This is a genomic window from Homoserinimonas sp. (assembly GCF_056262345.1).
The window spans coordinates 1-11,318 of sequence record NZ_JBACFR010000110.1 but is presented as its reverse complement, the minus strand read 5'-3'; the positions used below and the strand labels follow the sequence as shown (position 1 = coordinate 11,318).

Here is an 11,318-nt window from a genome sequence, read left to right as displayed (position 1 = left end):
CGGCGGCATGATGTCGTAGAAGAACCCGTTGTAGTGATCAGGCCCGATGTTGATCACGAGATCGGGGTCGTACTCCTTAACGAAGGAGCGGGCCGCCTCGAACGCGGCCTCAACCTCAGCCTTGACGTCCGCAGGCGGGTCAACGAACTCCAGCAGAGGGCTGTGCGACATGGTCACGAGTGCGAGGGTCATGCTGCTGCGGCCTCCTGGTCGGCGCTCGGGTCCTTGACCTGCGGGTCATCCTTGCCGAGCAAGAAGTTCAGGTGCAAACGGTTGAAGGTCTCGGTGTCTTCGTACTGCGGCCAGTGACCGCACTCCTCCATCACCGCGAGCTTGCCACCGGGGATGAGGGAGGCGATGCGGCGCCCCTCATCGACGGGACCCGACGGGTCCTTCGTGGTCCAGAGCACCATTGCGGGCACCGTGATCGACCGCAGGTCATCATCCGAAATCATGTTGCGCTTGCGGGTCTCAAGGTCTTGAAGCGCCATGTTCATCGTGCACGCCATCTTCCAGTCCGCCTGCTGGAAGATAGCCTGGCGGGTCTTGATGAGATCATCGGTCACCATGGTCGGGTCGGCCATGAGCCACTCGAGGCGAGCCTTAACGCGCTCCCACGACGGGTCGTTGGCAGCATCCATCGACAGCGTGAGGAGGCGCTCCATAACGACGGGGTTGGCCATCGTGCCACCCATCGTGTTGAGAACAACCCGCTCGACGCGCTCGGGATAGAGCTGCGCGATCTTGGCTGCCACCCAGCCGCCGAGGGATTCGCCGCTGAAGTACGCCTTCTCGACCCCGATGGCATCCATGAAGGCGAGCACCTGGTCGATGTAGTGCTTGATCTCCAGCGGATGCTCCGGCTTGGAGGAATAGCCGTGACCGATGAAGTCGATGGCCCAGCAGGAGAAGTGCTCTGAGTGCGACCGCAGGTTGCGGGAATACGCCTCGGCGTGGCCCGTGATGCCGTGAAGCATGAGCAACGCTGGCTTGGACGTGTCGCCGGCGTGCAGGTAGCGGGTGGAATAGCCGCCGGCCTCGATATAGCCCTGGCTGAATTCGACCTGGGCCAGATCGGACCAGACACTCGTGAATGGGCGTTCGGTCATCGGTGTGCTCCTTTTGTAGCTGTTCGTGCTGTGTAAGAGGGATTCGCCGGAAGTCGTCTACTGAACGACGACTCCGCCGTCGACCATGAGGAGTTGACCCGTCATGTAGTCGGAGTCGGTGCTGGCAAGAAAGACGGCGGTGGGGGCGATGTCGTCGGGGGTGCCGATTCGCCCGAGCAGGATTTGTGATTCGTAGGCGTCGAGGGAGCGTTCGCTGGCGGCATCGACCTCGGCACCGGCGTCATCCCGCTCGACCTTCGACCACAGATCGGTGTCGATGATTCCTGGTCCGATCGCGTTGACCGTGATTCCGTGCTGGCCGAGCGCCCTGGCCGCCGACTGCGTCACAGAAAGGGTCGCGGCCTTGCTGGCGGCATACGCTGCGAAGTCGGCACTGGCCTGGCGCGACGAGGTCGAGCAGGTGTTGATGACCTTGCCACCGCCTCGGGGAATGAACCGGCGCGCGGCCTCCTGCGTGCAGAAAAGGGTTCCCTTGCCGTTGACGGTGTGCATGAGCTTCCACTGTGCCTCGGTGATCTCGAGAAACGGCTGGCGGATGCATACACCGGCGTTGTTGAAGAGAACCGAGACCTCGCCGAGTTCGGCCTCGGCCGTGTCGAACATCGCGCGCACCGAGTCGGTGTCGACCACGTCGACCTGCACCGCGATCGCCCTGGCGCCCGCGTCCCGCAGTTCTGCAGCAACAGCTTCTGCGGCGGCGAGGTCAAGGTCGGCTACCGCGATGGCTGCCCCCGCTGCGGCGAGGTGGCGGGCAAACGCCGCGCCGATGCCCCCTCCGGCACCCGTGACGATGATGTTCTTCGTGGCAAGCCGGTCAGACGCTGTGGGTGTAGTCATGCTGTTCCTTCGGTCTGGATGCTGGGGGCCGCAGAGGGAGAACCGGTGCGGGGCGGACTGGTGCGAGACATGAGCGCGGCGAACCCAGCCCTCAGCCACGGCCGCGGCAGCCGCGATCCGATGGCAAACCCCGTGCGCCATATCGCCCCGGGGACCACGAGCGGAGTGTTGCGGTCAAACCCATTGACAGCGGCGATGGCGACCTGTTCTGGCGTGAGCCACAGGCGCTCGGGGATGCCGTCGGTCGCAACTCCCGATCGGCTGTGAAACTCGCTGCGCACGAAACCGGGCGCGACCACAGTGCTGTGCACACCGGTCGAGCGAAGCAGGGTGTTGAGGCCCTCGCCGAATGCGACCGCCCACGCTTTTGAGGCGGAATAGGTGATCGCGGGCGTGCCGGGGGTGAAGGCCGCGATGGAGGCAACCGTGAGGAGCCCGCCGCGTCCGCGACGAATCATCGCGGGCAGGGCGGCGTGGCTCAGCCGCATCACGGCGTCGACATTGAGACTCGTGAGCCTGCGTGAGGTGTCGATGTCGTTGCCGAGAAAACCGCCGGGAGGAAGGCCGATTCCCGCGTTGTTGACGAGTATGTCGACGACGGAATCAGCATCCTGCAGCCGCGACATCACCGCGGCAATGCCCGCGTCATCGAGCAGGTCGGCGGCAAGCGGCTCGACGGTAACGCCGGAGTGGTTCGCGAGGCGGGCAGCGACGGTGTCGAGGCGATCCTTGTCGCGAGCCACGATCACCAGGTCGGTGCCGCGCAGGGCAAGCTCGGCGGCAATCGCTAGCCCGATTCCCGAGGTTGCGCCGGTAACGAGCGCCCTCATATTTTTGCTCCCGGTTCGGTCGTGCGTGACCCGGCGACGCGAGAAAGCTTGGTGCGCGCATCCGCCAGGAATGCGTCGATTCCGGATGCGGCGATGGCGCGCGGGTTCGGAGCCTCAAGCGCCACGATCACGTCACTCGGAAGCGCCGACATGAGCCCCGTCAGGTCGAGAGATCCGTCCCCCGGCAGCAGGCGGCCCGTGCGAGCCTCCCACTGCAGAGGGCTGATGTCGGTTCGCTGACCGCGGGGCGCGACAGCATCCGCAGGAACCTCGCTGGGCGGTGCCCCGGCATCGCATAGTTGAACGAGCGGCAGACGAAATGCGTCGGCATCGGTCACTGTGGCCGGCATGCCGCCCGACCGCGCGAAATGCAGGCTGTCGATGAGAACGCCTCCGGTGGGGGTCTGCTCCGCAATTGCGAGCGCCGCCTCGACAGTGTTCACGGGCCTGTACGCCATCGGCTCGAGAAGCGGACGGATGCCGTAGCTGCGGCACAGCGTCTCAAGCTGGCCGAAACGGTCGCCCATCCGGGCAGAGTCCTCGTCCATTCCGACGCAATAGAGAAACTCGGCGCCCAGGTGCGCGCCTATCTCCAGATCGCGTTCGATCGCGGCAATCTCGACTCGTTCGTCGAGAAACAGCACCTCGACCTGAGTGACGCCCAGGCCCGTGCTGTCGAGAAGGTCGAGCGCATGCCGCATCATGGCGGAATCCGGGGCCATCGGCCACGGCAACTCCGTTTCATCCATGGGGCGGATGCGGATGCCAACGTCGCTGAAGCCGGCATGGGCTGCGGCCGTGATCAGCTCAGTGGGTGACAGGTCGAGGGCCGTGAGGTGGTCGAGCGCGAGACGGGCGGTCATTCGAGCACCACCCCCACGAGCTTGATCCACGTCTTGCCCACAGCATGCGGGGCAGAAGAGAAGGCTGCGGCGCCGTTGTCGAAGGAGAACGCCCGTCCGAGAACCCGTTCAGGACGCACAACCCCTCCGGCGACGGCGGCAATCGTCGTCGCGAAGTCATGAGGGTGGTCATAGATCATGGAGCCGATGATCGTGAGGCCGCGGCGCACGAGGATGCGATTGTCGAGTTGAACCGGCTGGTCGCCGACGCCGACCACGACGATGCGGCCACCCGGGGCGGCCGCCTCAATTGCGGACGTGCCGCCTGCCGCGCTGCCCGAGGTCTCGAAGACGACGGAAAACAGTTCATCGGCGGGGTCAGACTCTGCGCCGAGTGTGACAGCGTGGCGCAGCCTCGCCTCGTGGGGGTCGACAACGACTACGCGGCGGCCCATCGCGCGAAGGACCTCAGCGACGAGCAGGCCCTGTGCCCCGGCTCCCACAACAAGCATGGAATCGTCCTCTGCACGAATGTCGGCCCGCCTCACGGCAGCCATGGCAACAGCCAGGGGCTCGATGCATACTGCTGCCTCATCCGTAACTCCCTCGGGGAGTTCCCAGGCGAACTCCGACGGAACCGCTACGAGTTCACTGAGCAGGCCGGGACTGGTGAGGGCGAGACTGACCCGCTCGGTGCACAGTGCGGGCGAAGCTGCCCGGCACGGAGCGCAGTCACTGCACGGATAGTTCGGCTCGATGACGACGCGCTCGCCGATTCGCGAGGGGTCAACATCGTCGCCGACGGCAACAATCCACCCCACGGCCTCATGCCCGAGAACCCACGGAGTGGTCGGTGGGGTTCGGTACCCCGAGAAGTATCCGAGATCGGTGCCGCACAGGCCGACGGCGTGGATGCTGATCAGCACATCGCCCGACCCGCACACCGGCGCGGGCACGCCATCGGCGACTCCCATCTGGCCGGGAGCGGTGAGAACGAGCGAGCGCATGACGAGGTTCCTTGTGGATGCTGGCTGGGGGCTAAACGAGGACGAGTCCGCCGTCGACCGTGACAATGTGGCCGGTCATGTAATCCGAACCGGGGCCGGCAAGAAAGACGGCGGCGGGGGCGAGGTCGTCGGCGACCGAGACCCTGCCCAGCAGGATGCGCTTTTCGTAGGCTGACATCTTTGCCGCGCGTGCCTCTTCGTCGGCGACGACGCCGCTCCAGAGCGGGGTTGCCACGATGCCGGGAGCGAGCCCCATCACGGTGATATTGCGAGTCGCGAGCGAGCGGGCGCCCGACTGGATGAGTGAGTTGATGGCGAACTTACTGGCCGAATAGTGCGCGAAGGTGGCGTTGGCCTGCTTGCCCGTGATCGACGTGAGGTTGATGATCTTGCCGCCGGTGTCATCCATGCGCTTGGCGACCTCCTGCATGCACATGAGGGTTCCGAGGCCGTTGGTGTTGAGCATCCGGTCCCAGTCATCGCCCGTCACCTCAAGGAAGGGGATCTCGCCCGAGATGCCGGCGTTGTTGACCATGACATCGATGCGACCCCACTGGGCGACAACGGAGTCAAGGCCTGCGGCGATGCTCTCGCGGGAGGTGATGTCCAGCTGAAGCGCGATGGCGTCGCCACCCTGGGCAACGATGTCGTCGCAGACCGCCTGGGCGGGGGCGAAGCTTCGGTTGGTGACCGCCACTCGGGCTCCCGCTTTCGCGAGAGCCCGAGCGATCGCCTCACCGATTCCGGTGCCGGCGCCGGTGACTACGGCAACAGTGTTGGTGAGGTCGGTCATGATTACTGGAGCTCGATTCCGAACTTCTTGAGCGACTTGACGGTTGCCTTAGCCGTGGTCTTGAGGGTCTCGTACCAGTTGGCCTCGGTCTCCTCATCCAGCATCGGCATGTAGTTCGCCTTAGCGAAGTCGGCGAAGGTCTTCGACTCGGTTGCAGCCAGAGCTGCGGAGCGCAGCGTCTCGAGCACACCAGCGTCGATTCCGGCCGGGGCGCCAACACCGTAGATGGTGAGGGTCATGTTGTCGACGTCGGCATCGAGCTCGGTGAGGGAGGGGACCTCGGGGAGGTAGTCGAGGCGCTCGCCATCCGTCGTGAGCACGGCGAGGGCTACCAGGTCGCCGCTCGCGATGAACGGCATGACACCGGAGGCGTCAAGCATTGCGAATGACACGTTGTTGCCAACGGCAGCCTGCACTGCGGGGCCGGCTCCGTCGTAGGGAACGGCCGTTGCCGCAACGCCGAGGTCCTCGGTGAGGATCGCGGTGTTGATGTGGGTGGGCGTTCCGATCCCGCTCACCGAGTAGGTGAGGCGGTCAGCGTCGGACAGGTCCTCGTAGCTTGCGATGCCCGAGTCCTTGCTCGTGACGATGATGTAGGGCTGCGTCATGATGCCGGCGACGGGCTCGAAGCTGTCGAACGTGTAGGGCGCGGTGCGAAGCTCGGACTGCACGAACGCGTCACCGGGGGTGAAGGTGATCGAGTAGCCGTCGGCCTTCTTGGCCGAAAGCTCGCTGAGGCCCGTGATGCCCGATGCGCCGGGCTTGTTTTCGACGACGATGGTCGAGCCGAGCTCCTCCTCCATGCCCTTGGCGAGGGCACGCGCCGCGATGTCGGTGGGGCCACCGGCGGCGTAGGGGACGACCATGGTGATGTCCTTGGTCGGGAATTCAACATCGGCAGCGCTGCCGGTGGACGACGCGGTGCTGCTGCAGGCAGCAAGCATCGAGATTCCGGCGACGACGGCGACGCCGGCGACAGTTGCGCGGAAGCGGTTAGACATCCTTGTTCTCCTTGATGGTGGGGGTGGCATCCGTCGGGGTGGCGGCTGCCGCGTTGGCGTTTTCACTGCGCAGTCCGGAGAGATCGGATGCCAGGGTGGGCAGGATCTCCGCGGGCTCGTCGCCGTGTAGCGCCAGGCTCTTGGGGTTGGGGTGGTGCAGGGTGTCATCGAACTTCGCCGCGATCTTGCTGCGGCGGCGGGCGATGACCTGAAAAACGACGACGCCGACGAGCAGCACGACGATGAAGAGCGAGAACGGACGCTCGACGAAGATGGCCGGGTTGCCGTCAGACATGAGAAGCGACTGACGGAACGACGACTCAAGAAGCGGCCCGAGAACGAGCGCCAGGGCGAGGGGACCCGGGTCGTAGCCGGTCTTGCGCATGAGGTAGCCGACGATGCCGAAGATGAGCATGACCCACATGTCGGTGACGTTGTTGTTGACGCTGTAGACGCCCACCATCGTGACGACCACGATGATCGACGACAGGATGCCGATGCGCACGCGGATGAGGTTCACGAAGATCCCCACGAGCGGCAGGCTCAGCACGAGCAGCATGAGGTTTCCGACAACCATCGAGGCGAGAACGCCCCAGAAGATCTCGGGGTGATCCGTCACGAGCTGCGGCCCGGGCGTGATGCCCTGGATGAGGAGGGCGCCGAAGATGAGCGCCAGAATCACGTTCGAGGGGATGCCGAGCGAGAGCAGGGGCAGGAACGACGAGGTCGATCCGGCATTGTTTGCGGTCTCGGGGCCAGCAACACCGGCGATGGCGCCCTTGCCGAACTCCTCAGGATGCTTCGACACCTTCTTTTCGGTTGCGTAGGAGGCGAGGGATGACACGACGCCACCGCCACCGGGCAGAAGGCCGAGCACGAAGCCGATAACGGAGCCACGGGCAATAGCGCCGGACGAGTCCTTCATATCTTGCTTTGTGGGGATGATGCGGCCGAGCTTGCCCGTGATGCGCGCGCCCTTGTGCTTCTGCTCAAGGTCGTAGAGCACGTCGCCGATGCCGAAGAGCCCCATCGCGACCGCCACGAAGTCGATGCCGCGAAGAAGGTCGACCGAGCCACCCGTGAAGCGGGAGATGCCCGTGACGGCGTCAATGCCCACGGTCGCGATGAGCAGGCCGAAGCATGCGACGATCACGTTCTTGCTGGGCTTGGATTCACCGAGGGCCGAGACCATGAGGATTCCGGCGATCGCAAGCATCGCGTACTCCGGCGGGCCGAGCTTGACCGCGTACTGCGCGATGACGGGCGAGAGAAAGATGAGGCCGATGATGGCGACGAGGCCACCGATGAACGAGCCGATCGCCGAGATGCCGAGCGCGGGGCCAGCGCGGCCCTTGAGTGCCATCTGGTGTCCGTCGTAGACGGTGACGACGCTGGCAGCCTCGCCGGGGAGGCGCAGCAGCACCGACGTGATGGTTCCGCCGTAGTAGGCACCGTAGTAGATGCCGGCGAGCATGACGATCGCGGAGTCGGCTGGCAGCACGTAGGTGAGCGGAAGCATGAGCGCGATGGTGGGGGCCGGGCCGAGTCCGGGAAGGATGCCGACGACCATGCCGATTACCACGCCGATAAAGACGTAGAGAAGGTTCTGCAGCGAGAGTGCTACCTGGAATCCGAGGAGGACCTCTTCGAAGTTCATTAGAAGCCCTTTCCGAGGATGAGGTTGAGCACGACGTCATCGGGCATGGGCACCCCGAGGAGCACTCCGAAGCCGACCACGAAGAGTGCGGTGAGGCCGACGGAAAGGATGATCGTGACCTTCCACGACTCCTTGGCCATCCACCGCAGCCACACAAAGGTGAGAGCGAGGCACGAGATCGTGAGCCCGACAATCTGAAAGGCGACGACGAAGGCGGCCATGAGGGCGAAGCCGACGACGATAATCCACGTACGCTTAGACAATGGTTCGTATGCGGATGAGTCTTTTTCCGTGACCAGCGTGACGAGGGCAGCGATGCCCATCGCGCAGCTCACTAAGAACGGCCACATTCCGGCACCGGGGCTCGCCAGCGTTCCCATGGGGAGACTGAGGCTGTAGACGACACAGGCGAGAGCCGCCAGAACTATGACAACGCTCGTGGTTCTAAACAAATGCTTCTGCAGTTGCACTCTCACCCGGTACTCCGATCACCTCAATGTGCGAATGCAACACTAAGTACGAATAATGCATTCGTCAATTCGAGATGCATTTCATATCTTTGCTACATTCACCTTGTGACTCGACAAGGATCAGCGGAGACCCTCAGTGGCCGCATGTATGCCGTCATTCGCGACGCCATCCTCCTGGGGGAGGTCGAACCGGGCAGTCGACTTCAGACCGCGGCTCTTGCCGAGAAGTACGACTCGAGTACCACCGTCGTGCGCGAGGCGCTCACTCGGCTCTCGACCGAGCGCATCGTGCGCAACATTCCGCAGCGCGGTTTCTTCGTGCAGGAGCTCTCCATCGAGGAGCTCGAAGACCTGGGCCGGGTGCGCATCCACAACGACACGTTCGGGCTTCGCCTCGCCGTCGAGCGCGGCGACCTTGAGTGGGAAAACCTGATCATTACGACGCACCACAGGCTCTCCCGGGTGCCCCGGCGCGACCCGCAGCTGCCCGCCGTCACGCGCCTCGAATGGACCGACGCCCACCGCGCATTCCACCTAGCCTTGCTCGCCGCCTGCCGCATCGACATCGTGCAGCAGGTGGCCGCCGTCGTCTTCGACTCAACCGAGCTCTACCGCCGCTGGGCCGCTCCCTCCTTCAAGCCGGCGCACCACGACATCGATCATGAGCACGAGCAGATCCTGCAGGCAGCCCTCGACCGCGATGTCGACCGCGCTGCCGAACTTCTCGCCTCTCACTACAGCCACTCGCACGCCATCATGCTCAAGGCGGGCCTCGCCTTGCCCGAGCGCCCGGCACAGTCCTCACACGAGGCCTAGAGCTGGAGCCCGAGCTCTCGACCACAGGCTGAGCGCACCGCCGCCCGCGGCTAGACTTGACGGGCGCGGTTCGACCCCGCCGCGACATCCGCTTGCCAAGGGAGCACCCGCCTCGTGACCGACGTTTCTTCCCCCGCCCGCGCGCACGTCGCCGACACCGTTGAGAACGCAATCGCGACTCCCGACAAAGAGCAGCCGTATGAGGCGCTCGGGCTCAAGGCCGACGAATACGCGAAGATTCGCGAGATTCTGGGGCGCCGCCCCACGTCGGGCGAGCTTGCCATGTATTCGGTCATGTGGAGCGAGCACTGCTCCTACAAGTCATCCAAGAAGTACCTGCGCCAGTTCGGCCAGAAGGTCTCAGAAGAGATGACCAAAAACCTCATGGTCGGCATGGGCGAGAACGCCGGTGTTGTGGATGTCGGCGAGGGCTGGGCCGTCACCTTCAAGATCGAATCGCACAACCACCCCAGCTACATCGAGCCATTCCAGGGCGCCGCGACCGGCGTTGGCGGAATCGTGCGCGACATCATCTCGATGGGCGCTCGCCCCGTCGCGGTAATGGACGCCCTCCGCTTTGGCAAGATCGATGACCCCGACACGGCGCGCGTCGTTCACGGCGTCGTCAGCGGCATCAGCTTCTACGGCAACTGCCTCGGCCTGCCCAACATCGGCGGAGAGACGTGGTTTGACTCCGTCTACCAGGCCAACCCGCTCGTCAACGCGCTCGCGGTCGGCGTGCTTCGCCACGAAGACCTGCACCTGGCCAACGCCCGCGGCGCCGGCAACAAGGTCGTACTCTTCGGCGCCCGCACGGGCGGCGACGGAATCGGCGGCGCCAGCATCCTCGCCTCCGACTCCTTCAGCGAGGGCGGCCCCACCAAGCGGCCCGCCGTTCAGGTCGGAGACCCCTTCGCCGAGAAGGTGCTCATCGAGGGCTGCCTCGAACTGTTCCAGAAGGAGCTCGTCGAGGGCATCCAAGATCTCGGCGCTGCCGGAATCTCGTGTGCAACGTCTGAGCTTGCCTCTAACGGCGACGGCGGCATGATCATTCAGCTCGAGAACGTGCTGCTGCGCGACCCCACGCTCACGGCCGAGGAGATCCTCATGTCCGAGAGCCAGGAGCGCATGATGGCCGTCGTGCACCCCGACAAGCTTGAGGCGTTCCTTGAGGTCGTCGGCAAGTGGGATGTCGAGACCTCGGTGCTCGGAGAGGTGACCGACAGCGGCCGCCTCATCATCACGCACTTCGGCGAAGAAATAGTCAACGTCGACCCGCTCACCGTGGCCGTCGACGGACCTGTTTATGACCGCCCGGTCGCCTATCCCACGTGGATCGACGCGCTCCAGGCCGACACCACCGCCCGCCTGCCCCGCGCAACCAGCGCCGCGCAGCTGCGCGACCAGGCGCTCGCGCTTCTTGGCAGCCCCAACCTCTCCTCCAAGGAGTGGATCACCAATCAGTACGACCGCTACGTCGGCGGCAACACGGCCCTGTCGTTCCCCGACGACGGCGGAATGGTGCGCATCGACGAAGAGAGCGGACTCGGATTCGCCGTCGCGACCGACGCCAACGGCCGCTACTGCCAGCTCGACCCGTCACAGGGTGCCAAACTCGCCCTCGCCGAGGCATACCGCAACGTGGCCGCCACGGGAGCCAAGCCCATCGCCGTCAGCGACTGCCTCAACTTTGGTTCGCCCGAGAACCCCGAGGTCATGTGGCAGTTCGCCCAGACCGTCGAGGGGCTTTCGGATGCCTGCCTCGAGTTGGGTATTCCGGTCACCGGCGGCAACGTGTCGTTCTACAACCAGACCGGCGACGTGCCGATCCACCCGACCCCCGTCGTCGCCGTGCTCGGCGTGATCGACGACGTCGCCCGCCGCATCCCCTCCGGCTGGCAGGACGAGGGAAACAACATCTACCTGCTCGGCACA

Annotated in this window: 11 protein-coding genes and 1 pseudogene; 2 read left to right on the top strand and 10 right to left on the bottom strand. The window is 64.9% G+C overall.

All coding sequences use genetic code 11. The annotated features are described in order from the left end of the window. From mhpB to AC062T_RS05630, 10 genes and pseudogenes are all read right to left on the bottom strand, one after another. A pseudogene (gene mhpB, locus AC062T_RS05675) lies at window positions 1–192 on the bottom strand (3-carboxyethylcatechol 2,3-dioxygenase); the annotation flags it as partial. Next, window positions 189–1,109 carry an alpha/beta fold hydrolase gene (locus AC062T_RS05670; RefSeq protein WP_476028204.1) on the bottom strand — a complete coding sequence of 307 codons (921 nt, stop codon included), beginning with the start codon at window positions 1,107–1,109 and terminating at the stop codon, window positions 189–191. The gene AC062T_RS05670 and the pseudogene mhpB, both read right to left, overlap by 4 nt. A 57-nt stretch (window positions 1,110–1,166) precedes the next feature. Continuing rightward, complete coding sequence (locus tag AC062T_RS05665; protein ID WP_476028202.1) at window positions 1,167–1,967, bottom strand: SDR family NAD(P)-dependent oxidoreductase; 801 nt, start codon at window positions 1,965–1,967, stop codon at window positions 1,167–1,169. Beyond that, window positions 1,964–2,797 carry an SDR family NAD(P)-dependent oxidoreductase gene (locus AC062T_RS05660; RefSeq protein ID WP_476028200.1) on the bottom strand — a complete coding sequence of 278 codons (834 nt, stop codon included), beginning with the start codon at window positions 2,795–2,797 and terminating at the stop codon, window positions 1,964–1,966. Before AC062T_RS05660 ends, AC062T_RS05665 begins: the two co-directional genes overlap by 4 nt. Further along, complete coding sequence (locus AC062T_RS05655; protein ID WP_476028198.1) at window positions 2,794–3,660, bottom strand: sugar phosphate isomerase/epimerase family protein; 867 nt, start codon at window positions 3,658–3,660, stop codon at window positions 2,794–2,796. Before AC062T_RS05655 ends, AC062T_RS05660 begins: the two co-directional genes overlap by 4 nt. Beyond that, on the bottom strand, window positions 3,657–4,646 hold the full coding sequence (locus tag AC062T_RS05650) for a zinc-dependent alcohol dehydrogenase (protein ID WP_476028196.1): 990 nt from the start codon (window positions 4,644–4,646) through the stop codon (window positions 3,657–3,659). Before AC062T_RS05650 ends, AC062T_RS05655 begins: the two co-directional genes overlap by 4 nt. A 31-nt stretch (window positions 4,647–4,677) precedes the next feature. After that, the gene (locus AC062T_RS05645) at window positions 4,678–5,439 is read right to left on the bottom strand and encodes an SDR family NAD(P)-dependent oxidoreductase (protein ID WP_476028194.1); all 762 of its coding nucleotides are present in this window, start codon (window positions 5,437–5,439) and stop codon (window positions 4,678–4,680) included. A 2-nt stretch (window positions 5,440–5,441) separates the two neighbouring features. Then, the gene (locus AC062T_RS05640) at window positions 5,442–6,440 is read right to left on the bottom strand and encodes a tripartite tricarboxylate transporter substrate binding protein (protein ID WP_476028192.1); all 999 of its coding nucleotides are present in this window, start codon (window positions 6,438–6,440) and stop codon (window positions 5,442–5,444) included. Further along, the gene (locus tag AC062T_RS05635; protein WP_476028190.1) at window positions 6,433–8,097 is read right to left on the bottom strand and encodes a tripartite tricarboxylate transporter permease; all 1,665 of its coding nucleotides are present in this window, start codon (window positions 8,095–8,097) and stop codon (window positions 6,433–6,435) included. Before AC062T_RS05635 ends, AC062T_RS05640 begins: the two co-directional genes overlap by 8 nt. Then, on the bottom strand, window positions 8,097–8,573 hold the full coding sequence (locus AC062T_RS05630; RefSeq protein WP_476028188.1) for a tripartite tricarboxylate transporter TctB family protein: 477 nt from the start codon (window positions 8,571–8,573) through the stop codon (window positions 8,097–8,099). The genes AC062T_RS05635 and AC062T_RS05630 overlap by 1 nt, the downstream gene beginning before the upstream one ends. A 99-nt stretch (window positions 8,574–8,672) precedes the next feature. Between AC062T_RS05630 and AC062T_RS05625 the strand changes: the two genes are divergently transcribed. Both AC062T_RS05625 and purL read left to right on the top strand, forming a co-directional pair. Beyond that, on the top strand, window positions 8,673–9,383 hold the full coding sequence (locus AC062T_RS05625; RefSeq protein WP_476028186.1) for a GntR family transcriptional regulator: 711 nt from the start codon (window positions 8,673–8,675) through the stop codon (window positions 9,381–9,383). Between the two features lie 114 nt (window positions 9,384–9,497). Next, window positions 9,498–11,318 (top strand): phosphoribosylformylglycinamidine synthase subunit PurL (gene purL, locus AC062T_RS05620; protein WP_476028184.1); only part of this gene is annotated, 1,821 nt, incomplete at its 3' end.

Excerpts from the sequence above, each read along its gene's own strand:
- AC062T_RS05645 (WP_476028194.1), bottom strand. The coding sequence starts at position 5,439 with ATGACCGACCTCACCAACACTGTTGCCGTAGTCACCGGCGCCGGCACC.
- AC062T_RS05670 (WP_476028204.1), bottom strand. The coding sequence starts at position 1,109 with ATGACCGAACGCCCATTCACGAGTGTCTGGTCCGATCTGGCCCAGGTC.
- AC062T_RS05660 (WP_476028200.1), bottom strand. The coding sequence starts at position 2,797 with ATGAGGGCGCTCGTTACCGGCGCAACCTCGGGAATCGGGCTAGCGATT.
- AC062T_RS05650 (WP_476028196.1), bottom strand. The coding sequence starts at position 4,646 with ATGCGCTCGCTCGTTCTCACCGCTCCCGGCCAGATGGGAGTCGCCGAT.
- AC062T_RS05635 (WP_476028190.1), bottom strand. The coding sequence starts at position 8,097 with ATGAACTTCGAAGAGGTCCTCCTCGGATTCCAGGTAGCACTCTCGCTG.
- AC062T_RS05665 (WP_476028202.1), bottom strand. The coding sequence starts at position 1,967 with ATGACTACACCCACAGCGTCTGACCGGCTTGCCACGAAGAACATCATC.
- AC062T_RS05655 (WP_476028198.1), bottom strand. The coding sequence starts at position 3,660 with ATGACCGCCCGTCTCGCGCTCGACCACCTCACGGCCCTCGACCTGTCA.
- AC062T_RS05640 (WP_476028192.1), bottom strand. The coding sequence starts at position 6,440 with ATGTCTAACCGCTTCCGCGCAACTGTCGCCGGCGTCGCCGTCGTCGCC.